This window comes from Bacillus sp. Nf3, from assembly GCF_003028545.1.
Lineage (GTDB): Bacteria > Bacillota > Bacilli > Bacillales > Bacillaceae > Bacillus > Bacillus safensis.
Genome location: NZ_PYUA01000003.1, coordinates 23,566 through 50,011, shown reverse-complemented (window position 1 = coordinate 50,011; position 26,446 = coordinate 23,566). Strand labels below are relative to the sequence as shown.

Annotated in this window: 28 protein-coding genes; 7 read left to right on the top strand and 21 right to left on the bottom strand. The window is 42.4% G+C overall.

What is annotated here, in order from left to right; all coding sequences use genetic code 11:
- Positions 1 to 31 precede the first annotated feature (31 nt).
- Entirely contained in the window at positions 32 to 988 is a 957-nt protein-coding gene (locus C9414_RS09690; RefSeq protein ID WP_107163536.1) for a ring-cleaving dioxygenase, read from the bottom strand.
- A 329-nt stretch (positions 989 to 1,317) separates the two neighbouring features.
- Between C9414_RS09690 and C9414_RS09685 the strand changes: the two genes are divergently transcribed.
- Positions 1,318 to 2,643: an APC family permease gene (locus C9414_RS09685; protein WP_107163535.1), complete on the top strand. Its 1,326-nt coding sequence runs from the start codon at positions 1,318 to 1,320 to the stop codon at positions 2,641 to 2,643.
- Between the two features lie 13 nt (positions 2,644 to 2,656).
- Here the strand turns inward: C9414_RS09685 and C9414_RS09680 are convergent, their stop codons facing one another.
- The 18 genes from C9414_RS09680 to ggt form a co-directional block, all read right to left on the bottom strand.
- Positions 2,657 to 2,986: a hypothetical protein gene (locus C9414_RS09680; protein ID WP_024426788.1), complete on the bottom strand. Its 330-nt coding sequence runs from the start codon at positions 2,984 to 2,986 to the stop codon at positions 2,657 to 2,659.
- 63 nt (positions 2,987 to 3,049) lie between these two features.
- Positions 3,050 to 4,006, bottom strand: a complete 957-nt coding sequence (locus C9414_RS09675; RefSeq protein ID WP_107163534.1) for a sugar-binding transcriptional regulator — start codon at positions 4,004 to 4,006, stop codon at positions 3,050 to 3,052.
- Positions 4,007 to 4,098: 92 nt separating this feature from the next.
- A complete protein-coding gene (locus C9414_RS09670) occupies positions 4,099 to 4,884 on the bottom strand; it encodes an SDR family NAD(P)-dependent oxidoreductase (RefSeq protein ID WP_047203570.1) in 786 nt (261 codons plus the stop codon).
- Positions 4,862 to 5,557 (bottom strand): SDR family NAD(P)-dependent oxidoreductase, encoded by a 696-nt coding sequence (locus C9414_RS09665; protein WP_064498344.1) that lies wholly within the window; start codon positions 5,555 to 5,557, stop codon positions 4,862 to 4,864. The genes C9414_RS09670 and C9414_RS09665 overlap by 23 nt, the downstream gene beginning before the upstream one ends.
- A 31-nt stretch (positions 5,558 to 5,588) precedes the next feature.
- On the bottom strand, positions 5,589 to 6,971 hold the full coding sequence (gene lpdA / locus C9414_RS09660; protein ID WP_107163533.1) for a dihydrolipoyl dehydrogenase: 1,383 nt from the start codon (positions 6,969 to 6,971) through the stop codon (positions 5,589 to 5,591).
- A 12-nt stretch (positions 6,972 to 6,983) separates the two neighbouring features.
- Entirely contained in the window at positions 6,984 to 8,309 is a 1,326-nt protein-coding gene (locus C9414_RS09655; protein ID WP_107163532.1) for a dihydrolipoamide acetyltransferase family protein, read from the bottom strand.
- Positions 8,310 to 8,326: 17 nt separating this feature from the next.
- Entirely contained in the window at positions 8,327 to 9,307 is a 981-nt protein-coding gene (locus C9414_RS09650; protein WP_034281944.1) for an alpha-ketoacid dehydrogenase subunit beta, read from the bottom strand.
- A gap of 31 nt (positions 9,308 to 9,338) precedes the next feature.
- The gene (gene pdhA, locus C9414_RS09645) at positions 9,339 to 10,322 is read right to left on the bottom strand and encodes a pyruvate dehydrogenase (acetyl-transferring) E1 component subunit alpha (protein WP_047203574.1); all 984 of its coding nucleotides are present in this window, start codon (positions 10,320 to 10,322) and stop codon (positions 9,339 to 9,341) included.
- Between the two features lie 180 nt (positions 10,323 to 10,502).
- Complete coding sequence (locus tag C9414_RS09640; protein WP_107163531.1) at positions 10,503 to 11,534, bottom strand: alcohol dehydrogenase catalytic domain-containing protein; 1,032 nt, start codon at positions 11,532 to 11,534, stop codon at positions 10,503 to 10,505.
- Entirely contained in the window at positions 11,531 to 11,977 is a 447-nt protein-coding gene (locus tag C9414_RS09635; RefSeq protein ID WP_039177951.1) for a hypothetical protein, read from the bottom strand. Before C9414_RS09635 ends, C9414_RS09640 begins: the two co-directional genes overlap by 4 nt.
- Positions 11,978 to 12,038: 61 nt before the next feature.
- A complete protein-coding gene (locus C9414_RS09630) occupies positions 12,039 to 12,317 on the bottom strand; it encodes a PTS sugar transporter subunit IIB (protein WP_047203576.1) in 279 nt (92 codons plus the stop codon).
- Between the two features lie 19 nt (positions 12,318 to 12,336).
- Positions 12,337 to 13,710 carry a PTS galactitol transporter subunit IIC gene (locus C9414_RS09625; RefSeq protein WP_047203577.1) on the bottom strand — a complete coding sequence of 458 codons (1,374 nt, stop codon included), beginning with the start codon at positions 13,708 to 13,710 and terminating at the stop codon, positions 12,337 to 12,339.
- Positions 13,711 to 13,763: 53 nt separating this feature from the next.
- Complete coding sequence (locus C9414_RS09620; protein WP_107163530.1) at positions 13,764 to 14,231, bottom strand: PTS sugar transporter subunit IIA; 468 nt, start codon at positions 14,229 to 14,231, stop codon at positions 13,764 to 13,766.
- 240 nt (positions 14,232 to 14,471) lie between these two features.
- Complete coding sequence (locus C9414_RS09615) at positions 14,472 to 15,203, bottom strand: sulfate/molybdate ABC transporter ATP-binding protein (protein ID WP_181286130.1); 732 nt, start codon at positions 15,201 to 15,203, stop codon at positions 14,472 to 14,474.
- A gap of 15 nt (positions 15,204 to 15,218) precedes the next feature.
- Entirely contained in the window at positions 15,219 to 16,088 is an 870-nt protein-coding gene (gene cysW, locus C9414_RS09610) for a sulfate ABC transporter permease subunit CysW (RefSeq protein ID WP_107163528.1), read from the bottom strand.
- A gap of 5 nt (positions 16,089 to 16,093) precedes the next feature.
- Entirely contained in the window at positions 16,094 to 16,939 is an 846-nt protein-coding gene (gene cysT / locus C9414_RS09605) for a sulfate ABC transporter permease subunit CysT (protein WP_107163527.1), read from the bottom strand.
- A gap of 11 nt (positions 16,940 to 16,950) precedes the next feature.
- Complete coding sequence (locus tag C9414_RS09600) at positions 16,951 to 17,988, bottom strand: sulfate ABC transporter substrate-binding protein (protein ID WP_099663181.1); 1,038 nt, start codon at positions 17,986 to 17,988, stop codon at positions 16,951 to 16,953.
- Positions 17,989 to 18,248: 260 nt separating this feature from the next.
- Positions 18,249 to 20,000: a gamma-glutamyltransferase gene (ggt, locus tag C9414_RS09595; RefSeq protein WP_058838928.1), complete on the bottom strand. Its 1,752-nt coding sequence runs from the start codon at positions 19,998 to 20,000 to the stop codon at positions 18,249 to 18,251.
- Between the two features lie 227 nt (positions 20,001 to 20,227).
- Between ggt and C9414_RS09590 the strand changes: the two genes are divergently transcribed.
- The 5 genes from C9414_RS09590 (at position 20,228) to C9414_RS09570 (ending at position 23,585) form a co-directional block, all read left to right on the top strand.
- On the top strand, positions 20,228 to 20,686 hold the full coding sequence (locus C9414_RS09590) for an ASCH domain-containing protein (protein ID WP_107163526.1): 459 nt from the start codon (positions 20,228 to 20,230) through the stop codon (positions 20,684 to 20,686).
- A 206-nt stretch (positions 20,687 to 20,892) separates the two neighbouring features.
- Positions 20,893 to 21,510: a DUF47 domain-containing protein gene (locus C9414_RS09585; protein ID WP_024426775.1), complete on the top strand. Its 618-nt coding sequence runs from the start codon at positions 20,893 to 20,895 to the stop codon at positions 21,508 to 21,510.
- Between the two features lie 15 nt (positions 21,511 to 21,525).
- A complete protein-coding gene (locus C9414_RS09580; RefSeq protein ID WP_017359158.1) occupies positions 21,526 to 22,524 on the top strand; it encodes an inorganic phosphate transporter in 999 nt (332 codons plus the stop codon).
- Between the two features lie 145 nt (positions 22,525 to 22,669).
- Positions 22,670 to 23,440 carry a type II toxin-antitoxin system SpoIISA family toxin gene (locus C9414_RS09575; protein WP_039177934.1) on the top strand — a complete coding sequence of 257 codons (771 nt, stop codon included), beginning with the start codon at positions 22,670 to 22,672 and terminating at the stop codon, positions 23,438 to 23,440.
- Positions 23,415 to 23,585, top strand: a complete 171-nt coding sequence (locus tag C9414_RS09570) for a type II toxin-antitoxin system SpoIISB family antitoxin (protein ID WP_024424961.1) — start codon at positions 23,415 to 23,417, stop codon at positions 23,583 to 23,585. Before C9414_RS09575 ends, C9414_RS09570 begins: the two co-directional genes overlap by 26 nt.
- A gap of 218 nt (positions 23,586 to 23,803) precedes the next feature.
- Here C9414_RS09570 and C9414_RS09565 read toward each other — a convergent pair whose 3' ends face one another.
- Entirely contained in the window at positions 23,804 to 24,703 is a 900-nt protein-coding gene (locus C9414_RS09565) for an N-acetylmuramoyl-L-alanine amidase (protein ID WP_107163525.1), read from the bottom strand.
- A 309-nt stretch (positions 24,704 to 25,012) separates the two neighbouring features.
- On the opposite strand from C9414_RS09565, the gene C9414_RS09560 reads away from it, so the two are divergent.
- On the top strand, positions 25,013 to 25,561 hold the full coding sequence (locus C9414_RS09560) for an ImmA/IrrE family metallo-endopeptidase (protein WP_107163524.1): 549 nt from the start codon (positions 25,013 to 25,015) through the stop codon (positions 25,559 to 25,561).
- A gap of 25 nt (positions 25,562 to 25,586) precedes the next feature.
- Here C9414_RS09560 and C9414_RS09555 read toward each other — a convergent pair whose 3' ends face one another.
- Entirely contained in the window at positions 25,587 to 26,210 is a 624-nt protein-coding gene (locus tag C9414_RS09555; protein ID WP_047203584.1) for a poly-gamma-glutamate hydrolase family protein, read from the bottom strand.
- Positions 26,211 to 26,446 lie beyond the last annotated feature (236 nt).

The following is a 26,446-nucleotide window of genomic DNA, read 5'->3' as shown; positions in this document are numbered from 1 at the left end:
GAAAAAACAGCTCAGTTATGAGCTGTTTTTTTTATGACGATTGAATTGGCGTTAATCTTTTTTCAATTTCTGCTCGTTTATGCTCTAGGAATGGTGGAAGGGCTAATTGATCGCCAAGTACATCCACCCCTTCATCGACTGTAAATCCAGGACCATCTGTTGAAATTTCAAATAAAATACCATTTGGCTCTCTAAAGTAAAGAGCTTTAAAATAGAAGCGTTCCACAACACCAGAGTTTGTGAAGCCTGCTTTTGATATTTTTTCATACCATTTTTCAAGCTCCTCTGCATCCTTCACGCGAAATGCGACGTGATGCACACTTCCTCTTCCCGAACGCTCAGAAGGCCCTTCTGTTTTTTCGATCACATGAATTTCTGTTCCAGCGCCGCCATTTCCTGACTCAAAAATGGTCACGATCTCACCATCATTTGATTGTTCACGGGCTCTTTCAGTGAATCCAAGGATGTCCGTTAAAACACGGATCGTTTTGTCGGCTTCTGCAACGGTTAATTCAACTGGACCTAAACCTCTAATCGCAAACTCTGCCGGAATATCGTCATGCACTGGCGGTGAGCCTTCCTCTTGTGCGTTCGGTTCTACTGTTAAAAACAGCTGCTGCCCTTCTGGGTCTTTAAAACGCAAAGCAGGTCTTCCGCCTCTCAAGGAAGCTGTTTCTTGCTGCACGCCTTTATCTTCAAACCGCTTTTCCCAAAACGTGAGTGCTTCTTCAGAAGAAACGAGAAGGCCTGTGCTTGTGATCGCATTTGTCCCTTCCAAACGGCGGGCAAGCATTGGAATTTCAAAGAATGTTAGCTCCGTTCCTGGTGAAGCGACCTCATCTCCATAAAATAAGTGGTACATAGACGGGTCATCCTGATTGACTGTTTTTTTTACAAGTTTTAAGCCAAGGATTTGGCGGTAGAAATCAACATTTTTCTGAGCATTGGCTGTTAACGCAGATACGTGGTGAATCCCATTGATTTTCATTATTTTCACTCCTATTTTAAAATATCTTGAATTCGAGATAATATCCTTATGAATAAAATAGTTCATTTTTCAAGAAAAGTCAACCATTTGATCGCACGTTTACTGGATGCTCGGTTTCCGGTCATTAAATTAACATTAAATCAAAAATAAACTTTAATTGTTCGTTTTTAAAACAACATTCACCCTAATATCTCCAATAAATGAACACTTTCAATCACAAATACGAAAATCAGAAAATTTTTTTAATTCTTGTTTTCCTAAAATCGTATTACAATGAACAAAATACATGTCACAGTAACGTACGAAAGTGATGCAGGAGGTCGTGTGTAATGAACAAAGAACAACCAGCGTTAAAACAAGACATCGGCTTATTTTTCGCCCTATCTCTTGTCATCGGGACCATTATCGGGTCAGGCGTCTTTATGAAGCCAGGCAACGTCCTTTCCTATTCAGGGAGCTCAGACATCGCATTATTCGCTTGGCTGTTAGGTGGAATCTTAACCCTTGCAGGCGGACTGACTGTCGCTGAAATTGGTACACAAATCCCGAGAACCGGTGGTTTATACGCCTATCTTGAAGAAGTGTATGGTGAATTTTGGGGCTACTTATGCGGCTGGGTGCAGATTATTATTTACGGACCCGCCATCATTGGTGCACTTGGTCTTTATTTTGGTTCATTATTAGCCAATTTATTTTCGCTTTCGACTTTATGGTCTACAACGATCGGCATTATCACCGTTTTATTTTTATGTATCATCAACATCATGGGAACAAAATATGGCGGATTTGTTCAGGGGCTGACCACTATTGGAAAGCTTGTCCCGATTGCCGCTATTATTGTGTTTGGCATATGGAAGGGTAACGAAAACATCTTCATGGCTGTCAACGACAGCATCGCTCAAATGAACTTCGGTGCAGCGATTTTGGCTACGTTATTTGCTTATGATGGCTGGATTTTACTTGCTGCGCTTGGTGGAGAAATGAAAAACCCTGAGAAACTGCTTCCTCGCGCGATGGCAGGCGGAATTTTAATTGTGACGGCTTGTTATCTCTTTATTAATGTCGCACTTTTGCACGTGCTGCCAGCTGATCAAATCGTCCAGCTAGGTGAAAATGCGACGAGCACTGCTGCTACCATGCTCTTTGGACCAATTGGCGGGAAAATCATTAGTATTGGGATCATCATCAGCATCTTTGGCTGTTTGAACGGAAAGGTTCTTTCATTCCCACGTGTGATTTTTGCGATGGCAGAACGAAAGCAGATTCCTTTCGCCAACGCGATTTCCCGTATTCACCCAACGTTTAAAACACCTTGGATCGCTGTATTTGTGCAAATTTTGATCGCCATTGTGTTTATGATCGTCAGTAATCCCGAGAAGCTGTCTGAAGTATCGATTTTCATGATCTACATCTTTTATGTCATGGCCTTTTTCGCCGTCTTTAAGCTGAGAAAACAAAACAGCGGAATGAAGCGTGCGTACAGTGTACCACTTTACCCGCTGACACCAATCATTGCGATTATCGGTTCATTATTCGTCTTAATCAGCACCATGATCACCGATTGGAAAAGCTGCCTGATCTCCATGCTGATCGGGATGGCTGGACTGCCTATTTATTATTATATGAAAAAAATACAAAATAAAGCAGAGCACTAAACAGTGCTCTGCTTTATTTTTTATATTGTTTGATTACTTTGTATGATTCGTTTAAATATCTCATGAGCCGGTATGGCTTACTAAGCACGCGGATTGGGAGCCTTGAGATAAATCCATTCAGGTTCGACTTATATTCCTGCGTGATCCGCTTTGGCTTTGTCGCTATTTTCTCATATACTTCTTTGTAAAATTCCTTCATGATGTCGACTTGCACACTGATCTTTTGATGACACTCTGTACACTCAACGCTTTTCATCTGATCATTCACATAAACGATGCTGTGGAGGGTCTCTTCTTGGCACCGAGTACAATGTAGGTTTGCTTCCATTTCGGTTTTCTTCAAGATACACAGCTCCTTTCTCGTTTGATGTTGCTCTTGTTATACCATTCGAACGCTGCAAGCCTTTTATTGCACGGATGCTTCCTTTAAAATGGCTGCCGCCGTTAGTTCGTCTGTCACCAGTACTTGGATGAAGCCGCCATTTAAAGCCCCTAAAATACTTTCAGCTTTATGGGTTCCTTCTACAACAGCGATGACCGTTTTGACGCTCTTTAATTGTTCCAGCGATAAGCCTATGACCTTTTGATTCAGTTCATCTTGGACAGGCTTTCCTTCTCCATCAAAGAAACGAAAACCAATATCACCAACAGCGCCTGATTGCCTTAAACCAGATAAATCCTCTTCTTTTAAATAACCGACTGTTTTTAAAGTCGACCCTTTATGCGGGTTGCCAATACCGATGAGGGCAATATCCACATTTCTGCCTTCTTCAAGCACAGCTTCTATGTCCTGCATCGCCATAAGCCGTTCTTTTAATTCTTCTGTTTCTAAAATCGCAGGGGCGTATAAATAGGAACACGTGCCGTTCATTTTCTTTGCCAGCTCATATGCCAGCTGATTAGCATGAATATCGACTGCCTGCCTGCCCATTCCGCCCTCTAAAGGAATGACCTTCACATCGTTTCTTCGTTCAAACGGATATTCTTTGACAAGCTCAGCAAGCGTTGTCCCCCATGAAATCCCGATTTTCTCCGCATTTTTCATGTTTTTAGACAAATAATAGGCACCTGCTTGACCGACTGCCCGCTTCACCATCTCAGACATTGTCCCAACACTTGGGACAACGACCGCATCTGTTAATCGAAAGGTTGTTTCCAGCTGCTTCTCAAGTTCCACTGTATGAATGCTTTCATCTTTAATGTACACTTCAACGATTCCCACATCTTTTGCTTTTTGTAAGAGCTTTGAAATGACTGGTCTTGAGACATTGAGCTTTTTTGCAATTTCTTGCTGCGTCCACCCGTCTGTATAATAAAGATGAGCAACTTTGACGAGCTGTCGTCTTTCTTCCCAATTCAGCATGTGACATCATCCTTTTAATATACTATACTTACCAGTATATCAAACATTCGTTTCCAATTGGAACAATTGTTATGAAAATGAAAAAAGAGCGATTAACTCTCCGCTCTTTTTCCCTCAGTATATTTCGGCTGATATGTTCTCCCACCGTCTAACAGGATAATTTGTCCGTGCAAATAACTCCCCTCATCACGTGTGAGAAATAAAGTGAGTCCTGCAATATCCTCAGGCTTTCCTAACCTTCCGATGGGAATGAGTGATTGCAGCTGCCGTTTCTCCTCAACAGTCGGATAGAGTGTATCAAGCATTTGAGATTCAATCACGCGGGGAGCAATCACATTGATGCGTATATGATGGGAGCCTAGTTCCTTTACGAGCGATCGCATCAATCCAAAAGCACCTGCTTTTGATGCATAATATTGAATACCGCCGCCTGAGCCGGTGATGGCCGATCCCGATCCAATAATGACAACACTGCCTTCCTGCCGCTCACACATATAGGGTGCCAACGCTTTGATGCAATAGTAAAGACCATATAAGTTCACAGCCAGTGTCTTTTTCCAAAGTGAAAAATCGACTTCTAAAAAAGGCAGAGATTTTGTCATTCCTGCTGAATACACAAGATGAGCAATACCGCCCAGCTCCCTTTCAGCTGCTGATATCATTTGCTGAACACTTTCCCACGATGAAACGTCAGCTTGAAATATAAGCAGCTGAGGATACTGTGTCTTTAAGAGCGAAAGTCCCTTTTCATCTATATCTGACACAGCAACTGGCTGTCCTTCTTTTAAAAAACGCTCAGCTATTTCTTTTCCGATCCCTTGTGCTCCGCCAACGATGAGAACTGGTTTTTGATCATTAGCCAGCGCTCTCACCCCCATCAAGCATAATCGCCACGCCATCTGTAAATGCACCATAGGATGTACTGAGGAACACCGTCATATGGGCCACAGTCTCCTTGATTTGCTCTGTATCAGGAACCAAATCGAGAGGCGGAGGCAGCAGCGCAAGCACCCGAATGCCTTTGTCTTTAAATTCTCTCGCTAACCCTTTTGTCATGGCATTCAGCATAGAATTCGAAGTAGCATGCGAGATCCCGCCATCTCCTGTGATACTGCCTGATGACGATATATTAATGATGCAGCCTTGCTTCTGATCAACCATATGCCATACGGCAGCCTGACTGGAAAGAAAGACGGTATTCACAGCCGATTCCACTTCATCTACCCATCCATCAGGGCTCACGTCATCAAGCTCTGCGCACGCTCCTTGCTCTGCTTGATTGACCAGAATATCCAGTTTACCGCATGTATCAATCACTTGCCTCAGCATCCGTGTCGCATCACGTGGCGTTTCCAGCGGGTTCTGAATAATACTCGCTTGACCGCCCATTTTTTGAATGTCTTCACGAATGGTTTTAGCCTTTGATTCATCATGAAACGTGTGTAAAAAAACATGTGCACCTGCCCGGGCTAAAGCCAGGCAGATGGCTTCTCCAAATCCATCTGTGCTACCTGTCACAAGTGCCGCTTTCTGATGAAGCTGGACGTGCACACGTATCTCCTCCCTATCCCTTGTTTGGCCATTATTTTCTCAGCTTACTCACGATATCAAGTGCTGCTTCATAAAAACCTTCTGAGATGGTCGGATGCGGGTGAATCATTTTCGCCATCTCTTCTGCTGTTCCTTCTAAGTACATAAAGGAGGAAGCTTCTGAAATCATTTCTGTGACGTGCGGGCCAACCATCGTCGCGCCAATCACTTCACCATAGGCTGTATCGTATACCAATTTAATAAAGCCTGTTTGCTCACCTGCCGCTAGTGCTTTACCGCTTGCCGCTAAATCAAATCGTTCTGCCCGCACGTCAAGTCCTTTGGCTTTTGCCTCTTTCTCAGTCAGACCGACACTTGCTACCTCTGGTAATGTATAAATACATCTAGGCATGATATCAGCATTCATTTTTTCAGACACACCGCAAATATTACTGACCGCAACAGCGGCCTCTGCCATCGCTGCATGAGCCAGTTGATAGCCGCCCGCAACATCCCCAACTGCATAGACACCTTCAACGCTTGTCTGCATCTTGTCGTTCACCTTGATAAAAGGACCATCCAGCTGAAGATCAAGCTGGCTGACAGCAGAAACAGTAGGTCTTCTTCCTACACAAACAAGCAGTCTTTCAGCCGTAAAGATATGCGTCTCCCCTTTATCGTCTGATGCATGAACCGCTTTGACCCCTTCGCTTTCCGTTACCTCTGTCACAGTGGTTTTCTTCGCGATATGGATGCCTTTTTTCTTTAATTCTCTTTCTAGCAGCTTAGATGCTTCCTCGTCCTCTTGCGGAATAATGGACGGAGCTGCTTCAATAATCGTGACTTTTGATTGAAGGCTCTGGAAGATACAAGCCAGCTCAAGTCCAATGACACCGCCGCCAATGATGACGACAGAAGCAGGAATATCTGGGATGTCAAAGATCGTATCACTTGTGTCAAATTGAATGTCTTTAAGGCCCAGTATTGGCGGAATGGCAGGTGAAGATCCAGTGGCAATCATGAGCTCTTTCGTTTCAATCGATTCTGAACCGTCTTGTTTTTCAATCTCAATCTGGTGTCTTGTCACAGCTGTACCTCTGCCGTTATATACATCAATCTTTCCTTGCTTTAATAAAAAGGCAATTCCGCCTCTGAGCTTTTCAATGACGTCATCTTTGCGCTTTCTCATTTTATCGAAGGAAAGGACCAAATCACCTGTTTCAATTCCCCAGCTTTTCGCCTTCTCAATTGATTCAATGACTTCTGCATGTTTGAGCAGTGTCTTTGAAGGAATGCAGCCCCGATTTAAACAAGTACCGCCAAGAAAATCCTCTTCAATCAATGCGACCTTCCGTCCACGCTCAGCTGCTTGAAGGGCGGCAGTATATCCGCCAGGCCCTCCGCCAATGACTGTCAGATCATACGTTTTCGTCATCCGATTCATCTCCTACATTAGCAATTCAAATGGTTGTTCAAGCACTTTTTTAAGGTCTGTTAAAAAGGCAGCCGCTGGTGCGCCATCTACCACTCGGTGATCAAACGATAAACTAACGCCCATCATCGGCCGCACCTGAATTTCTCCATCTACCACAACAGGTTTTTCTTGAATGCGCCCAACGCCTAAGATCGCCACTTCTGGCTGATTAATAATCGGGGTAAAGGTATCAATGGCATACATACCTAAGTTACTAATGGTAAAAGTGGACCCTTTCAGCTGGTCTGGCAGCAGTTTTTGGTCACGTGCATTTCGGCCGATTTCTTTCGCCTCTTTTGTCAGCTGTTTTAATCCTTTTTGGTTCGCATGAGAAATGACTGGAACCATTAAGCCATCTTTTACAGCGACAGCGAGACCAATGTGCACATCATCATGGAAATGGAGCTCATTTTGTTCAAACGTCATATTGATATGCGGGTGGCTCGTGAGTACATTGCTAACCGCATGAATGATAATTTCTGTGAACGACAGTCTGTAGCCTGTCTCTTTTTCAATCGCTGGCAATAGCTGTTTGCGTACTTCTTTTGCTTTTGTCATATCGATTTCACTTGTTAATGTCACGTGCGGTGCTGTAAAGGCACTTTGTGACATGCGATCAGCAATCACTTTTCTCATGCCAGCTAGTTTTTGTGTTTTCACTGGAGAAGACTCAGCTGTTTTTACAGCTGCTGCCGTTACATCACTCTTCATAATTTTTCCGTGCGCACCAGATCCAGCAACATTCGCTAAATCGATTCCTTCACGAGCAGCCACTTTCTCTGCTAGAGGTGACACGCGCTGATCTTTCTCATTAGAGTGGACAGCCGCCTCGACGTCCCGCTTTTGAACTCTGCCTTTAGGTCCTGTACCAGATACCTCATGAATCGCTACATGATGATCCTTTGCCGTTTTTCTCGCCGCAGGAGTGGCACGCACTTTTTCATTAGGTGTTTTTGGGGCTTCAGTAGAACTGGATGAAGCCGTGTCTGATGAAGCCGATTCGCTGCTGCCGGATGAATCTTCATCTGATTGTGCTGGCGGTTCGCTTGGCACTTGTTCATTTGCCTCTCCGATGTATCCAATGACAGCATTGACTGGAATTTGATCATCGGCTTCATAATATTTCTTTAGAAAAATACCATCATCATAGGCTTCCACTTCGATATTGATCTTGTCTGTCATAATTTCAAAAAGAGGCTCACCGATTTCAACCGAATCTCCTTCTTCTTTAAACCATTGAAGCAAGGTGCCGACTTCCATCGTACTGCTTAGCTTCGGCATAAATATCTCTTTTGGCATGATCTTCTCCCCTTTACTTAAGAGCGCACAAGCTCTTTTGCTGCTTCAATAATATCTGGAACTTGTGGAATGACCGCTTTTTCCAACGTCGGATTGTATGGTATTGGAACCGCAAGACCGCCAAGTCGTTTAATTGGGGCATCTAAGTAGTCAAAGGCTTCACTTTCCGCTATCATACTTGCAATCTCTCCGCCATAGCCGCCTCGTTTTACCGCTTCATGAACCACGATACATTTACCTGTTTTCTTCACAGATTCGATAATCGTTTCTTCATCTAATGGGACAAGTGTTCTTGGGTCAATGATTTCAACATCGATTCCCTCTGCTTCTAGTTCCTTCGCCGCCTCTAACGCTTTGTGTACCATAATCGCTGTTGCTACAATCGTGACGTCCTTCCCGCTTCTTTTCACATCTGCTTTTCCTAGAGGAATTGAATATTGCTCTTCAGGCACTTCACCGATTGTTTTATATAAAAGCTTGTGCTCGTAGAAAATGACAGGGTTGTCATCATCCATCGCTGCTTTTAAAAGACCTTTTGCATCATAGGCTGTTGAAGGCTGAACCACTTTGAGTCCTGGAATATGTGCCATCCACGCTTCTAAGCTTTGGGAGTGCTGCGCCGCTGCACCTGTTCCTGATCCTGCTGGTGTTCTTACAACGAGCGGCACCTTCCCTTTTCCGCCAAACATGTATCGTGTTTTGGCTGCTTGGTTCACAAGCTGATCCATTGCGATTGTAATAAAGTCAGAGAATTGAAGTTCTAAAATCGGACGCATACCTGTTAAAGCCGCTCCGACTGCCCCACCTGCGATGGCAGCCTCTGAGATAGGTGTATTGCGAACGCGCTCTGGCCCGAATTCTTCAATCATGCCGCGCGTGACCCCAAAAGCACCTCCATATACGCCAATATCTTCACCTAAAATGAAGACATCTTGGTTTTCTCTCATTTCCTGACTCATAGCCTCTCGAACGGCTTCTAAATATGAAATCTCTCTCACTGTTGTTTTTGTCACGTGATTCCCCTCCTAATTAGGCGTATACATCCTCTAATAGTGTGTCGATTGACGGTTCTTTACTGTTTTTGGCGAATTCTACAGACGCTTCAATTTCCTGCTTCGCTTCTTCCTGTAAGCTTGCTGCCTGCTCTTCTGTCAAAACATTCAGTTCAATCAAGAGAGACTTAAAGCGTTTGATGCCGTCTTTTTGTCTCCACTCTGTCTCTTCTTCACGTGTACGGTATTTTTTCGCATCACTCTTAGAGTGACCCTTCCAGCGGTACGTTTTCATTTCAATAAGTGATGGGCCTTCTCCCGCTCTCGCACGGTTGACTGCTTCATCAACTGTGTTCATAATTTCAACCATGTCATTTCCATCAACTGTTTTCCCTGGCATTCCATAGCTTTCTGCTCTTGTTGAAATATCTTCAATGTTGATCATTTCTTTCACAGGACCAGACATACCGTACTGGTTGTTTTCACAAATAAACACAACCGGTAAATCCCAAATGGATGCGAGGTTTAAAGCTTCATGGAAGCTGCCTTCATTTGTGGCACCATCTCCGAAGAAACAAAGAACAACAAAGCCTTCCTGCTTCATTTTAGATGTGAGCGCTGCACCTGTTGCCAGCGGGATACCGCCGCCAACGATTCCATTTGCCCCAAGATTTCCTTTTTCTAAGTCCGCGATATGCATGGAGCCGCCTTTTCCTTTACAATAACCGGTTTCACGTCCAAACAATTCAGCCATCATTTTATTGACCTCGGCCCCTTTTGCAATACAGTGACCATGTCCTCGGTGTGTGCTGACGATCTTATCTTTATCCTTTAACACGGCAATCGATCCAACAGCTGACGCTTCCTGTCCAACACATAAATGAGTGGTGCCATGGATAAGTCCTTTTGCAAAGAATTGATCGACCTTTTCATCAAAATATCTCACTAACCACATTTGTTTATATAAATCTGCTAACTTCTCATGACTAATCTGTTCAGGCAAAGTGATTTGTTTTTGCATTTCTTCTCTCCCCTTTACATTTGTTCTTGTATGTTACATTTGTAATTATCATACGTTTAAGTGTCAACGAAGTCAAGCAATTCTCTCTCATTTTTAAGCGTTTTCATCTTTTGTCAGAAAAAAAGAGAAAGGCAAAGCCCTTTTCCAAAGAACTTCTCTTTCTCTTTTAATCTCCTACACTCATTCATCTGGATACATCATGATTTTGACGCTCTCACCCTCAGGATTCCTTGCGCATTCTATCGCCTGAAACAGCTGGCTTAACGGATAACGGTGCGTCACCATCTTTTCAGTGTTGACCACTTTTGCTTTCAGAAGCTCAAGAGCTTCACGATAATGATATGGATGCGATGAATAGGCACCTACTACCTTCACTTCATCATTGAAAAATCGTTCAGCAGGAATGGCCACATCTCCCTTTGGAAAATGAGCAAATACCAAAATTGTCCCGCCTCGCGCTACAGCCTGAAACGCCTCTTTTAAAAGCGCACTGCTTCCAACAGAAATAATAACGAGGTCTGCTCCCTTTCCATTTGTTTCTTTCATCACCCGGTTTTCCACTGGTTCAGCTGCTGGATGAAAAGCGGCATCTGCACCTAAACTTCTCGCACGCAGCAGCCTGTTCTCATTCACATCTGTTATCATCACTTTTCCAGCTAAATAATATTTGGCAATTTGCAATTGAATACAGCCAATTTGCCCCGCTCCAAGGATCAAGACGGAATCTCCTGGATGAACAGGTGCTCGTTCAAACCCGTGCAGGCAGCAGGCAACCGGTTCAACCATCGCTCCTTGCTCATACGATACGTCTTTAGGAAGCTTGCCCATCGTGTGCTTGACATGCAAAGCAGGTATACGGATATATTCTGAAAACCCGCCTGGCTCTACATTTGTGGCTGTAAACTGCGGACACATCGTATAAAACCCCTTTTGACAAAAGTCACAGGTGAAACAAGGCACATGATGCGCCACATAGACCCTGTCTCCGGTCTGGACATTTGTCACCCGCTTGCCGGTCTCGACAATATCACCAGCGATTTCATGTCCCAGCACGGTCCCAGGAGGTACTGTCTCATGCGTTGCTTTATAAATATCCGTTCCGCATAAGCCGCAGGCTCGTAGCTTTAACAGAACTTCATCATCACCGATGGCTGGCCGGTTCCGCTCCTCATACCGAATGTCCTCTGAAGAATAAAAGACAGCTGATTTCATGTAGCGGCATCCTCCTTTTCATCACCCGTCGCAAAATCCTGTAACGTTTGAACAAGCTGCTTATACTCACTCATCTCACTTGATATCCAGTAGCGCCCTCCGAATATCCGGGCTGGTCCCACCCTGACATAGACTTTCCCAATATGAGGATATGGCTTTAAAAAAAGCTTTCCTTTAATATCAGACACTGCATATGTGTGCCATCTGCCAAAAGCCCCTATCTTCAGTTGATCTTCACTAATGACGACATTTGTCGGCTGGTTCAGTCCTGTGATACTAGACAGCATGAGAATCGGCAGTGTATAAACGCCCAGCACAGCTAACGGCTCAGGTCCTGCTGACCATAACGTATAAAGAGACCAGAGAAAAAACAGACAGATGAGCACAGCCGGAAGAAAAATAGACAACACTGCAGACGTTCGGCTATAAGCATGATGCTGCATGAGACTTCCTCCTTTCAAATCACTAGAAGGAGCCGCGAAAGCTCCCTCAGAAAATAGCCCTCTACTTGATATGCTCTATGATTTTCTCGATATCATCTTCAATACCAAATCCAGTTAAAAAGGATAATGTTTGAATCACAGGCGTTCCTTTTGTATCACTAACAGGCGTTGTCGTCACAATTAAATCAGCACCCTCTGCTTTTTGCGGGACTTCAGATGCCTTACATTGTTCCACCACGACATCATATCCTTTTTCCTTTAATGTCTCTTCTACCTTTTTAGCCACAACCGTTGATGTTGCAACTGCCGTTCCGCATGATACTAATATTTTCTTCGCCATTAGAATCCCTCCAGCTCATTTATTGTTCTTTCTGATCTAAGCCCATTTCTTTTGCATACTGCTTTTTAATATCATTTCGCACCCAGTACCATAGAAGCGCATAAGCCAGAGCACAGATGATCGCTGCAATAAAGTAAGGGTTGCTCGGATCAAGAAGTCTCACCATGATCCAAGGAATGACGTGAGAACCAAGGTCAATACCTGAAATCATGTTTGCCCCTTCTGGGAAATCAAAGCCGACGGCTTTCCCCATGGTTGTTGCAAGCGGTGCAAGGTTCGTTGCGATAAAGAAGACAATCATTAATGTAAAAACACTGTTAATAAGGCCGCGAATAATATTTCCACGAGCGGCTGCTACTGCCCAGACAACTGTAAATGGCAGAACCGATAAGTCAGCAAACGGAAGCATGCCATTGTAAGGCAGAACAACAGCGAGCAAAATCGTAATCGGCACCATTAAAAGGGCTACCGCCATATTCGCTGGATGACCAATGACAATTGCTGTATCTAAACCAATATAGACATTTTTCCCTGGGAAACGCTTTTGAATATAAGAACGAGCGCCCTCAGAGATTGGAATCAGTCCTTCCATTAATAACGCAACCATTCTTGGCATTAAGACAAGAACTGCTGCCATTTGAATCCCGAGTGTCATCACGCCTTTTGCATCATAGCCACCAAGAAGACCAATAATGATACCAAGTATGAGACCCATCACAAGCGGTTCGCCAAAAATGCCAAAGCGTTTCTTTAATGTTTCTGGATCAGCATGAATTTTGTTTAAACCAGGAATTTTATCAATGACGCGGTTGGACGCATACATCAGCGGTGCGAAGTTGACCGTTTCAGCATGAGCCATCGATACGCCTTTTAATCCAAAATGGTGTTCAATTGTCGGTGCTGTCCAATCGGCTAATTTAAGCGTGATCGCAGAAACGATCAAGCCAACAGCAAGAGCCAAGAACATATTATGATAAGCGTAGTAAGTAACAGAGGCTGCGAAAATCAAATGCCAGAAATTCCAAATATCCACATTCAGCGTTTTCGTAAAGTTCACGGACAATAAGATGACATTTAATAAAAGCACAAGAGGAATCATGAGCGGGGCAACGGGTGTACCAAAGGATATGGCAGCTCCAATCGGCCATCCAACATCCAAAATATCGAGCTTTAGCCCAAGGGAATTAACCATGGCTTTCGCTGCTGGCCCAAGACCGCTCACGAGCAAATTAATGACAAGATTGACACCGACAAATCCAATTCCGATCGTAATACCGGCCCTGAAGGATTTCTTAAAGCCCTGTCTTAAAATCATACCGAAAAGCGTCATAATAATCGGGAGCATAATAGTTGGCCCAAGATCTAATATAAAATCGACGGCTTGCTTGATCATACATCCACCTCCTGAATTTTTCAGATAAAGCGCTTACATATTTTCGTGAATGGCTATTGGTTTAGTTCTTGTTGAAGCACGTCAACCGCTTCTTCATAAGATGTCATGTGAGACAGCTTTGTCATCACTTCTTCTTTTCTAAAAAGTGTCATGAGCTTCTCGAGCATCACAAGCTGCTTACTAGGCTCAGAGATTGCTAGGACAAACACAATTTTGGCTTGCACTGTTTCATCAGGGCTTCCCATCTTATGAAAAATAACAGGTTCCTTTAAAGTAGCTACACTAATCGCCGGTTTGTTCACATGCTCAGGATCTGTATGCGGAATTGCTACCCCAAAAGTTGCAAGCGGGAGACCTGTCGGATATGTTTTTTCTCTTTCAAGCACTGCAGGTAAATAGCTCGATTTAATGTACCCTCCAGCTTCTAACCTATCTGCTAAGTATGTCGTCACCTCCTCTCTCGAAGATGCTTCGAACTGCAGCGTAATCAGTTGTTCATTTAACTCAAACAAGTTATTCAAACAACCACCCCTTTCATTTGGTATAAATGTGAACACATGTAACAAAAAGAAAGAACATTTTAGAATAGAACCTTTTATAAAGCGCTTACAATATTAATTTATTAAAAATGTTCAATATTGTTACCTTTGTAAAGATATTATAATATTCGAAATTATAAGTCAATGTTCCTAGGGAAATTTTTATAAAAAAAAGACGCAGTGATCGCTGCGTCTTTCCCTACTCACCTTCTATACTTCTTGTTAAATGTGGCTTCCTATATCTAAAAATTCAGATACAAATAGATTGTCAGTCTGTACTGCCATTTCTTCCTTTGTGCCAATTTTTTCGATTCTTCCTTCATTCATCACCACGACACGATCAGCAATATCGAATGCTTCTTCTTGATCATGTGTCACAAAAATAGTGGTCATTTGAAAGTCACGATGAACTTTTTTCAGCCAATGCCTTAATTCTTTCCTTACCTTTGTATCAAGAGCACCAAAGGGTTCATCTAAGAGGAGTGCCTTCGGCTGAACGGCAAGTGCGCGCGCCAGTGCTACACGCTGCTTTTGCCCGCCTGACAGCTGATCTGGATACCGCTGCTCATACTGTGTGAGCTGAACAACCTCTAAAAGCTCATGCACCCGCTCTTTGATATCTTTTTTAGGCAGTCTTTCTCCTCTAGGTTTAATTTTCAGCCCATATGCCACATTATCAAAAACCGTCATATTTCGAAAAAGCGCATATTGCTGAAACACAAATCCAATCTGCCGCTTTCGTACTGGAACGTGTGTATAATCCTGATCTCCGAATAAAATCTGCCCGTAATTGGCGTAATCAAGACCTGCAATGATTCTTAATAACGTCGTCTTTCCAGAGCCAGATGGTCCTAGTAAAGAGATCAATTCACCATTTCTTATCGATAAATCCACGTTTTGCAAAACCTTTGTCTGACCAAATTGTTTTGAAATTTGTTTTGCTGTAATCCCCACGGCCGATCCCTCCATTTATGTTGAACGCTTGCCAAGCCGGTGATCCCTCTGCTGAATGATTTGTTTAATAATTAATGTAATGACTGCCACAAACGCCATGAGAGACGCCACAGCAAAAGCGGCTTGAAATTGGTACTCATTGTATAAAATCTCAATATGAAGTGGCATCGTATTGGTCATCCCTCGAATATGACCTGATACAACCGACACAGCGCCAAATTCACCAATCGCTCTTGCCCCAGCTAAAATAACGCCGTAAAAAAGAGCCCATTTGATATTTGGGAGTGTCACAAGGAAAAAAGTCTTCCATCCGTTTGCACCAAGTGTGAGCGATGCTTCCTCCTCATGAATGCCTTCATGCTGCATAAACGGGATTAATTCTCTAGCAATAAACGGAAATGTAACGAATATGGTGGCTAGAATCATGCCTGGTACAGAATAAATGACTTTCCATCCATTCTCCATAAGCCAAGGTCCTAAAAGCCCGTTTGAACCAAATAAAAGCACAAATACAAGTCCAGCAATCACAGGCGAAACGGCAAACGGGAGGTCAATCACAGTCGTTAACAAACGTTTGCCGCGGAAGTTAAATTTTGTGATAAGCCATGCAGCACTCACCCCGAAGATCATTTGAAGCGGCAAGGTAACGACGACAATGAAAACGGTCAATTTGATCGCCGCTAGTGTATCTGGATGTGAGATGGCCAGAAGGTATGAACTCCACCCTTTCTCAAAGGCCTTTGAAAACACGGCGATCAGCGGTATGAGTAAAAATAAAATCAAAAAAGCATACACAACCGTAATTAATAGGATTTTCACCGCTTTAGATTCGGTTACAGGACTTTTATACTGAACATGATGCCGATGACTAAGCTCTCTCTTCAATGGTTTCACCTCACGTATACTTGTTTTTTCCGCTCAACATACCACTGAATGCCGTGAATCAATAACAGGATGAAAAACGAAAGAAGCAGCATCAAGCATGCAATCGCTGCTGCACCATGATAATCATATTGTTCAAGCTTGGACATGATCATCAGCGGTGTAATTTCTGTTTTAAACGGAATATTTCCAGCAATAAACACAACAGAGCCATATTCTCCTAGTGCTCTTGCAAACGCAAGTGAAAATCCAGTCATCACCGCAGGAAACAAGGCTGGTAGCAGCACGTGAAAAAAGGTCTGTCTCCTTGTCGCACCAAGAATCGCCGCAGCCTCTTCCACTTCCTGCTGCATCCCTTCTATCACAGGCTGAACGGTTCGGATAACGAATGGTATGCCGATAAAAATAAGTGCCAAAATAATCCCAATCGGTGTGTATGCCACCTTTAAATGCAGAAATTGACCAATCCACCCATTTGGAGAATAAAGGGTGGTGAGAGCGATACCCGCAACAGCCGTTGGGAGCGCAAAAGGCAAATCGATGAGAGCATCTAAAATTTTCTTTCCTGGAAATGTGTACCTGGCGAGAACCCAGGCAATCAGTACACCAAACCCTGCATTGATGAGAGCAGCTGCAAAGGAAGTCGTCACGGTCAGCTGGAGCGACTTCAATACTCTTGCATCGGTAAACACCTTCCAAATCCCCTCTGCTCCTAATGAAGCCGTCCAAATAAATACCATGGATAAAGGAATGACGACAATCGCACTTACATAAACGAGCGTCACCCCAAGGCTCAGCCCAAATCCAGGCAATATACGTTTTCTTTTATTGGCGGCTGCATGTGTTTTCTTCATCACATCGCCCCCTATTTTTGTCCGCTGTATATTTGATCAAATAAGCCGCCATCATCAAAAAATCTTTTCTGCGCCTTTCTCCACCCGCCAAATGCTTGATCAATCGTCACCATATCAATCTTTTTAAACTGGTCTTTATATTTGTTTAAGACTTCTTGATTTCTAGGACGATAATAGTTTTTCGCCGCAATTTCCTGCCCTTTTTTAGAATATAAATAATCTAAATAAGCCTTTGCCACTTTCTCTGTTCCTTTACGTTTCACATTTTGATCGACGACCGCAACAGGCGGCTCTGCTAGAATACTGATTGATGGGGTGACAATCTCAAATTTGTCTTTGCCTAGTTCGTGCTGTGTTAAATAGGCTTCATTTTCCCATGCAATTAACACATCTCCAAGACCGCGTTCAACAAAGGTCGTTGTGGCCCCGCGTGCACCTGAATCAAGGACTTCGACATGTTCATATAGCTTTTTGACAAAATCCTTTGTTTTGTCTTCATTCCCATGAAATGTTTTATCGGCATATGCCCATGCAGCTAAGTAATTCCATCTCGCACCGCCGGACGTTTTCGGATTTGGTGTAATGATGGACACACCTGGTTTAATCAAGTCGTCCCAGTCTTTAATATTTTTGGGGTTCCCTTTCTTCACAAGAAACACAATGGTCGATGTATACGGAGTTGACTGATTTGGAAATTCTTTTTGCCAATCTTTCGAAAGCAGTCCGCGATCTGCAATCGCATCAATGTCATATCCTAAAGCCAGTGTTGCCACATCTGCCTCGAGTCCATCAATAATCGACCTTCCCTGCTTTCCTGATCCACCGTGAGACTGCTTGATCGTGACATCCTCACCTGTTTTGTCTTTCCAATACGTCTGAAAGGCTTGATTGTATTCCTGATACAATTCACGTGTAGGATCATACGAAACATTTAACAGCTCAACCTTCCCCTTTTGCTTTGATGCTTCGTTTGCGTTTGAGCACGCAGCACTCGTCACAGCCAAGACCACTACGATGGTTACAACCGAGACCCATTTCCACTTTTTCACGTTATCCCGCTCCCCTGTTATCAAATAATAGTGACACCAACCTTGCCGTTTCATACGCAAAAAAGACCCTTAGCCACTTGAAATACATTACAGTCCTGTACTTCAAATTGCCAAGAGCCTTCGGTTGTCCGATCAGCTATGTATGATTGATGTTAGTCTATATATTATTCAAACTATTCACAGGTGTCAACTCTGTTTTTTATTTAAACAAAAAAAGAAACGCCATCTTGCAGAGGCGCTTCTTTTCCCGGGAAATGGTTTTAATCGGCAGATAGCTTTAAATTGACACCAACAGCGGTTCCATTTCTCGAGGAGTCAGCTACTCCAGTAAATGTCCCTGCTTTTCGATCAATGAGTAAAGCTTGCACATTTCCTATATCAATAGGCGAACTGCCAAAACGGTGACCCATGTCATTTAGCTTCGTTCTCACATCAAGGGGAACTCCTACTTCGTAACGGTAAGAAGTTGGACTGTTTGTATATATCCGCGGCTCTTCCACGGCATCTTGAAGCTCCATATCGTATTCAAGCAAGTTTAGGATGGTTTGTGAAACAGAAGCAATAATGGTCGTTCCTCCAGGTGAGCCAACAGTCATGACCGGCTCGTTATCTTTGAATATGATCGTCGGGGTCATACTGGATAATGGACGTTTATTCGGCTGGACTTCATTTGCTCCGCCTGGTCTTGCGTCAAAATCTGTTAGTTCATTGTTTAAGAAAAATCCATATTCTGGAACAAGAATCCCTGTACCAAATAACTGTTCAATGGTTGTTGTGAATGACACGACATTTCCCCACTGATCGGCAACAGTAAAATGAGTGGTCTCGCCAATGGTTTTATCTTCTGGCTGCGGGACAATCGGGGATGGATTTTTTTCATCCTCATAAGCCCATGGATCTCCTTCTTTCGGATTTTTATTCATTTGATCTAATTGAATGAGAGAAGCTCTTTTTGAAATGTAATCATCGTCTAGTAGTCCTTTTAGTGGAACATCTACGAATTCGGGGTCGCCTGCATATGCAGCACGGTCAGCATAGGAGAGATGCATTGTTTCAGCAAGCAGCTGATATTTTTCGAATGATTTGGGGTCATATTGTGATAGATTGAAGTGATCTAGTATTTTGAGTATTTGCAGCATAAACACACCGCCTGAGCTTGGTGGAGGCATACTTGCAAGCTGGTATCCTTTATAGTCCCCCCAGATAGGCTTGTCAGTCTTGACCTCATAACGACCAATGTCATCAGTTGTCATCGTTCCGCCAAAATCTTGGACTGTATTTGCAAGTGCCTTTGCTACTTTTCCTTCATAAAATGCTTTACTTCCTTTTTTCGCAATGAGCTTAAATGTTTTGGCAAGACCTGGCTGTACAAGCAGATCGCCTTCTTTGAGAGGCTGATCATCTGGAAGAAAGATTGGCGCTGCAGCCGTTTTTTTCAGCTTTCCTTGATGATCTTCAATGGCTTGTGCCAGAACAGAATCGATTTCAAATCCATCCTCTGCAAGCTGGATGGAAGGCTCAATCAATTCCTTCATCGAACGGGTCCCCCACTTATCCAATGCTGCCTCGAGACCTTTTACTGTCCCTGGAACACCAACCGCATTACCGTGTGTAGACCGCTCAGCAAATGGGATGACTTTTCCCTCGTCCGTTAAAAACATGTCAGGTGTTGCGCCCTGTGGTGCTCGTTCTCTACTATTGATGATGGATGTTTCTTTTGTCTTTCCATCATAAACCATCATAAAACCACCGCCGCCAATTCCAGACATCATTGGCTCTGTCACATTCAGTGCGTACTGGATGGCAACAGCAGCATCCACTGCGTTTCCACCTTTCTTCAATACATCAGCACCTACTTCTGATGCCAGCGGGTGAGCAGTAGCCACCATGCCATCTTTACCAACAGCTACTTTACTCCCATGAGATTCGTTCGCATTGACTTGGCTGACAGGCAGAAAAAACGAGAAAACAAACAGACATATGGACAAAACAGTTAGAGAAATGCGTTTCATGAACAACACCCCTTCCATATTCTTACTTTGACCTTACCGACTTCTTGACCAGAATACAATAGATTATTCTAAAATTTCAAAAATTTTCATCCTATCATCCTACATTTCCCAAATTAAACATTGATTTTCAAAACATATGACGCACTCGATCATTAGGAATAAAGACACATCATTTCCAACGATTCGGCTTCAAGGTATAATAAATACAACAAAGAGGGGGAAAAACGGTGAACAACAAAAGCAAATTATTTTGGGAAGACTATTGGAAAGAGAAATCAGAACAAGCACCTGCTGACGCATTTGTATCGGCGTGGGCATTCGGATCAGATCCAGATCATTTACTTGATCTTGTCAAGCAAGGAAAGAAAACAGCCACTTGTTCTGGACACCTGTTTTATGAAAAGGAACAGGAGCCGCTTCCACAACCTGGACAATATGCGGTCATTTTGGATAGCCAGGAAAAGCCAAAAGCCATCATTGAAATCACACAAGTAGATGTCATGCCAATGAATGAAGTCCCCGAATCATTTGCAAAAGCAGAAGGTGAAGGCGATTTATCTTATGACTATTGGTATAGAGAACATAAAGAATTTTTCACAGAAGCACTCCAATCATACGGATTAGATTTCAAAGAGGATATGCTTCTTGTTTGTGAACGGTTTAAGCTGATTCATTCGGCTTCTTAGCCTATAAGCGGTGCCAAAAATGGCCCGCTTTTTTCGTTGCTTTTCCCCTTTTATAAAAAGGTGTGTTGAGATCACATCTTTAGGTCAGAATAAGATCAAATAGAAAAAGTGAAGAAATTTTCGACTACACCTGTTTTTTTTCGACAAAAGAATATATAATTATTTGATGTGTGCATTGTCTCATTTATACAATGGAGGGTTTTTACATGTTAAAAAGGAAAAAAGACAAGTTTTCCGTCTTGTTAACGGAAATTGCTAAAAATTTAGATGAAACTGCTGAGTATTTTGTTAGCTATAAAGTAACAAATCAAACCACTCTGAAAGAATTTTCTGACACATTGAAGGAATATGAGACAAAAGGTGATAATCATGTTCATACCATGATTAAAGAGCTGAACAAAGCCTTTATTACACCGATTGAACGTGAAGACATTCTTCAATTAACGAATAGCCTCGATGATGTTTTAGATGGAATTGAGCATTTTTCCGCAACATTAGAAATTTACTCAATCACAAGCTCTGACGAACATATCGACAAATTCAGCCACTACATCAGAGAGTGTGCGAAAGAAATTTTAATCACAATTGATTTACTAGCTGAAAATCGCTTGAAAGATATTCATCCGCACGCAATTAAGATTAAAGAGATTGAACATAATTGTGACAATCTTCATCGTAAATCATTAAAGAACTTGTTTGGAAAAGAAACAGATCCAATTAAGGTGATTCAATACAAAGAAATTTACGAAACACTTGAAGAAATCGCTGATTCCTGTCAAAGTGTTGCCAACAATCTAGAAACAATCATTATGAAGAATGCGTAACGGGGTTAGTTAAACATGGACACATTACTCATCCTTACCATACTTATTGTCATTTGTGCACTTGCTTTTGATTTCATTAACGGGTTCCACGATACAGCAAATGCCATTGCGACTTCAGTTTCAACGAAGGCATTAAAGCCTAGACATGCGATTATCATGGCAGCGTTCATGAACTTCTTAGGAGCAATGACATTTACAGGTGTGGCAAAATCCATTACAAAAGACATCGCAGATCCATTTACACTTCAAAACGGCTCTGTTGTGATCTTGGCTGCTTTAATTGCCGCCATCACATGGAACTTGCTTACTTGGTATTACGGGATTCCGAGTAGTTCTTCACATGCACTAATCGGATCAATTGCAGGAGCTGTTATTGCCTCTGCCGGTTTTGGCGCATTAAACTATTCGGGATTCATTAAAATCATTCAAGCCCTTTTGCTTTCACCTATCCTAGCTTTCGTATTGGGATATATCGTGTATACCATTATCAAAATTATATTTAGAAACAACAATCTCGCAAAAACAAATAAACAATTCCGACGTGTTCAAATCTTAACGGCTGCACTGCAATCGTATACCCATGGAACAAACGATGCGCAAAAAGCGATGGGAATTATTACGATGGCTTTAATTGCAGGTAATTTGCATACAACAGACGACATTCCTTTCTGGGTACAATTCTCTTGTGCGCTTGCAATGGGGCTAGGTACTTCTATTGGCGGCTGGAAGATTATCAAAACAGTCGGCGGTAAAATTATGAAAATTCGTCCAGTAAACGGAGTATCTGCCGACTTAACGGGTGCAGCTATTATCTTCGGTGCGACGTTTATTCACTTACCTGTTAGTACCACTCACGTGATCTCATCTTCTATTCTAGGTGTAGGTTCTGCACACAGAGTCAAAGGAGTAAACTGGGGTACGGCAAAACGTATGCTTGTCACTTGGGTGATTACATTACCGATTTCAGGAACTCTAGGAGCTCTTATATACTTTGTGTTAAATGCGATTCTTTAATTTCAAAGACCTGTCTGACAGGTCTTTTTTTATTTGTCTGCACACTTAAATATCCTTTCCTGCAGGACATTTTTTCATGAAGCAGGGTTTCCAATCATATCCATAGAAATAAACAAGTATTCATCTGTCTATGGGAGAGAAGAACATGCTATTATTTTTTCAATTGACTGTATGGTTATTGCTAGGTGCTCTTGCTGTGTATGTATTTGCGGTATGGCGCTTTGAACAAAAAGTAAAAGAAAAGATGTTTGCCATTCGTAAAACGTGGTATTGGATTTATGTAGCAGGTGCTGTCGTGTACTGGACAAATGACCCTTCTTCTATCTTCACTGATTGGATGCACTACTTGATCATTGCCGTTTTTTTCGCATTAACTGATGCTTTCATCTTTCTTAGCTCCTATATTAAGAAACTCGGAAATCATGAGCTTGAAACCGACACCCATCAACTCCTTGAACAAAATAACGATCTGCTTCATTCTTACCTCAATAAACTAAAAACGTACCAATACCTATTGAAAAATGAACCGATCCATGTATATTATGGAAGTGTAGAGGCATATATAGAGGGAATTGAGCGGCTGATTTATTCTTTTGCTGACAAGATGAATATTCAAGCGGTGCTTTGTCCATACGATACGCAGGAACAAAAAGATGACCTGCTTCGGACACTTGACCAGCGGGCTCTCATTCAGGCGAAGCTTGACAGGCAGGAAGTATATTATGATGATTTCGGTCATTTGGTGCTCATCCCATTTTCTGTAGCAGATGCTCATTTTGTCATTAAGCTCACCTCCGATGAGATTGTCACGGAGTTCGACTATTTGTTAATGACATCACTTACAACAATTTATGACCTAATCTTGCCTGACGAAGAGGAAGGTGATGAAGATGGACCACGCACTTCAAGGGGATAACAACAATCCTAAGAAAAACCCTTTTAAGATTTTAAAGAAAAAACGCCATATCAGTATGGCCGATTATAAGGTAAGCCCCCATACTGAACGAATTTTTAAAAAGAATGAACAGCTTCTGGATGAGTATAAAAATAAAAAGGCTTGATTACACTAAAGGACGCGGAACGAAATCCGCGTCCTGATTCCATTTTTACATAGACTTGCATACAATACACTATACGCTGCAACGATTGAGGTGCCAAAATGAAAAAGAAAATCAAACAACTAAGATATGTTCAGTTTGCCGAATATCAGCCATCCCCATATACTAGGCGATTAATTGAAAAAAGTGAAACAGCCATCCAATCATACAAACAGAAACACTCACTGATTTAACAGTTTAAGCAGCTTCTCCTTCGTTTTAGGACCGTATACCCCATCACTTGTCAGACCGTTCACCAGCTGAAAGCGTGCCACGGCATTCGCCGTTTTTTCCCCGTAAACACCATCGATGCCTTTATCTGCAGCCGATTTATCAGGATAAAAATAAACGGCAGCAAGTGCTTTTTGGACGAGGCGAACGTGCTCTCCCTTCGTTAGAGGCGAAGTCACCTTTAAAATCCCATCTGGCAGCTCATACATCATTTTTCCATCATTTCGATAAATTTTGAGAACCTGTCCAATTTGAATCTTGTTGGGGTCGCTAATGTTATTCCACTTCTGTAGATCTTGTACTGTGACGTCATGAGCTTTAGCAATACTCGTTAACGTATCCCCGCTTTTGACGACATACGTGATGACCGTCTCCGGATCTCCTGCCGTTTCAATTCCTTTTTTAAATTCATCCCATGTAGCGAGAAGCAGGCGCGGACATGCTTTTCCAGACCAGTGCTGATGTGTAACCACATTAGCTAGTGGAATATTATGTTCTTTCAGCAGCTTTTGGATAAGCCATTGCGCATGTTTGACCGCTTGCTGGAAATTCCCATCTTCATTTTCACAAATTTCAATGCCGATCGACTTTCTATTACCATTTCCATGTCCGTCCCCTGCATGCCAGCCATTTTCATTTAACGGCAGATGCTGAAAGATTTCACGATCATCCACTGTAAAGTGCCAGCTTTCCGCTGTCGTTGAGCGTTTCACATATGCTGCATGACTTTTCGCATCCGCTCCTTTTGACGTGTTTGCTGTGTTATGCACCGTCACATACATCGGTGTCATGGCGTATCCTGGGCGGTTACCGTTTCCAACTGGAATAAAATCTTGATAAATTTCTACCATGTTCTGCACTCCCTTTTGCTAGATTGAATTGATCTTTCTCATCAATTGGTGGCGTTCGTAAGACAACATGAGTTTGTTTTAGTGATAAGACTATGGTAAAATTTGAATTCAATCACTCATTTTAGTAGTGGAAAACGTAAAAATGAAGAAAAAAACAGGAATTAATTCCATTTTTCCTTGATTTTATGTTAAAATTGTTAAAAATAAGCCGATATTAAAAGTAAGCAATAGCTCAATTAGCTATTTAGTCCTATATGGACTTTTCTTTTACGCCAAAAACAGAACATACGTTTGCTTGGAGGTTTTTAAATGACTGGATTTTTAACCCATTTAGAAGAAGAGATTAAGCGGTTATATGCCAAATTACAAATAAGCGGTCCTGCTTATAGAGACATGCAAAGGATCGCTTCTGAATTTCATGTATGGGTCCACTATGAGGATACTGGCAGCATGATGATCAAACATCAAGGTCTTTACAGTATTATATTAAACAGATCTCTATCATCAGAGGAACAATGGCAGGATTTTGCCCACGAGCTTTGTCATGTGCTCAAGCATGCAGGCAATCATTTCAAGATGCACAAACTCTTTCGAGAACTGCAAGAGTTTCAGGCTAAACAATTCATGTATCACTTTTGTGTGCCAACCTTTATGCTGATGCAAATGAAGCTTCCAAACTTTCGGCAGCAAGCCATTTTACACATTGCGCAAACATTTCATGTCACCTGGGCTTTCGCTGAAAAGCGGCTTGCCTTATTCGAACAGCGGAAAGCAGGCATTCGCTTTCAACAAGAGTTTACATCTTATTTAATGAAAGCTGAAAAGGTCGCGGAAAAAGAAGCTGTTTACCAAACGTAAGCCTCTCTGCATGGAGAGCAGGCGTTTATTCATACAGGTTTAATACTTGCTTGAGTACATTTGTGTACCGATAAAATTGCTCATTTTGCGTTTCACGGCGATAGCGCCGTCTGAAGTCTTGAAAGAATGCTCTTCTTTGCGCCTGACTGATTTCAAGTTGTACACTTTTTCCCGTCAGACATTGATTATTAATATTGTGAGGATGTGTTCCAGAATAACGATCAGATTCAGATAGCAGCACTGCTTGGAAGCCATTAAGCGTTAAACGTTTCACTGTTTCCGCCGCTCTTTCTCTGTCTGTCCCGCCCACTAATGTTTGAAGCATCTCCGTTTCCCCGTAGCCATGGAGCGCAAACGTGTAATGATGGGTATGCACTAGAGAAAGGCAGACCGGCTCATCGAAACGTGTGCTTGTAATGTGAAGCACATGATTGCCTTTCACCTTAAGGCCTTCAAATAAATACATAGAATGATTACTTGCGATTTCATGAATGAGCTCACTTACGCCAGATTCAATACCTCCAGCATGAGGGGATAAAACCAAAAGCTGGTCACCTTTCCGCTCGTGAAGAATTTGATAATCGATTCCTTCTCTTTCATGAGCGGAAAGCTCTTCATAACTTTGATATGTATCAATGATTTGCGTCATTCCATCTTCCCCATTTCTCTATATGAGCATAAGTCTACTGATCTTAAATTCTTTTGTAAAGGGATTTCGAATGACTTATCGACATGAAACATCCTTAAATTTTCCTTATCTTTACGGCTATCTGTTGAATTTTGAGAAAAAATGACCGATAATTGAAATGAATAGAACTTTTGGACTATATGAATCTTTTTGCATTCTCTCTCATAAATTAGAAATATTGTGATCTACATCTGGAG

Excerpts from the sequence above, each read along its gene's own strand:
- C9414_RS09690 (WP_107163536.1), bottom strand. The coding sequence starts at position 988 with ATGAAAATCAATGGGATTCACCACGTATCTGCGTTAACAGCCAATGCT.
- C9414_RS09685 (WP_107163535.1), top strand. The coding sequence starts at position 1,318 with ATGAACAAAGAACAACCAGCGTTAAAACAAGACATCGGCTTATTTTTC.
- C9414_RS09675 (WP_107163534.1), bottom strand. The coding sequence starts at position 4,006 with ATGCTGAATTGGGAAGAAAGACGACAGCTCGTCAAAGTTGCTCATCTT.
- C9414_RS09670 (WP_047203570.1), bottom strand. The coding sequence starts at position 4,884 with ATGGGGGTGAGAGCGCTGGCTAATGATCAAAAACCAGTTCTCATCGTT.
- lpdA (WP_107163533.1), bottom strand. The coding sequence starts at position 6,971 with ATGACGAAAACGTATGATCTGACAGTCATTGGCGGAGGGCCTGGCGGA.
- C9414_RS09655 (WP_107163532.1), bottom strand. The coding sequence starts at position 8,309 with ATGCCAAAAGAGATATTTATGCCGAAGCTAAGCAGTACGATGGAAGTC.
- pdhA (WP_047203574.1), bottom strand. The coding sequence starts at position 10,322 with ATGCAAAAACAAATCACTTTGCCTGAACAGATTAGTCATGAGAAGTTA.
- C9414_RS09640 (WP_107163531.1), bottom strand. The coding sequence starts at position 11,534 with ATGAAATCAGCTGTCTTTTATTCTTCAGAGGACATTCGGTATGAGGAG.
- C9414_RS09635 (WP_039177951.1), bottom strand. The coding sequence starts at position 11,977 with ATGCAGCATCATGCTTATAGCCGAACGTCTGCAGTGTTGTCTATTTTT.
- C9414_RS09630 (WP_047203576.1), bottom strand. The coding sequence starts at position 12,317 with ATGGCGAAGAAAATATTAGTATCATGCGGAACGGCAGTTGCAACATCA.
- C9414_RS09625 (WP_047203577.1), bottom strand. The coding sequence starts at position 13,710 with ATGATCAAGCAAGCCGTCGATTTTATATTAGATCTTGGGCCAACTATT.
- cysT (WP_107163527.1), bottom strand. The coding sequence starts at position 16,939 with ATGAAGAAAACACATGCAGCCGCCAATAAAAGAAAACGTATATTGCCT.
- ggt (WP_058838928.1), bottom strand. The coding sequence starts at position 20,000 with ATGAAACGCATTTCTCTAACTGTTTTGTCCATATGTCTGTTTGTTTTC.
- C9414_RS09585 (WP_024426775.1), top strand. The coding sequence starts at position 20,893 with ATGTTAAAAAGGAAAAAAGACAAGTTTTCCGTCTTGTTAACGGAAATT.
- C9414_RS09580 (WP_017359158.1), top strand. The coding sequence starts at position 21,526 with ATGGACACATTACTCATCCTTACCATACTTATTGTCATTTGTGCACTT.
- C9414_RS09575 (WP_039177934.1), top strand. The coding sequence starts at position 22,670 with ATGCTATTATTTTTTCAATTGACTGTATGGTTATTGCTAGGTGCTCTT.
- C9414_RS09570 (WP_024424961.1), top strand. The coding sequence starts at position 23,415 with ATGGACCACGCACTTCAAGGGGATAACAACAATCCTAAGAAAAACCCT.
- C9414_RS09565 (WP_107163525.1), bottom strand. The coding sequence starts at position 24,703 with ATGGTAGAAATTTATCAAGATTTTATTCCAGTTGGAAACGGTAACCGC.
- C9414_RS09560 (WP_107163524.1), top strand. The coding sequence starts at position 25,013 with ATGACTGGATTTTTAACCCATTTAGAAGAAGAGATTAAGCGGTTATAT.
- C9414_RS09555 (WP_047203584.1), bottom strand. The coding sequence starts at position 26,210 with ATGACGCAAATCATTGATACATATCAAAGTTATGAAGAGCTTTCCGCT.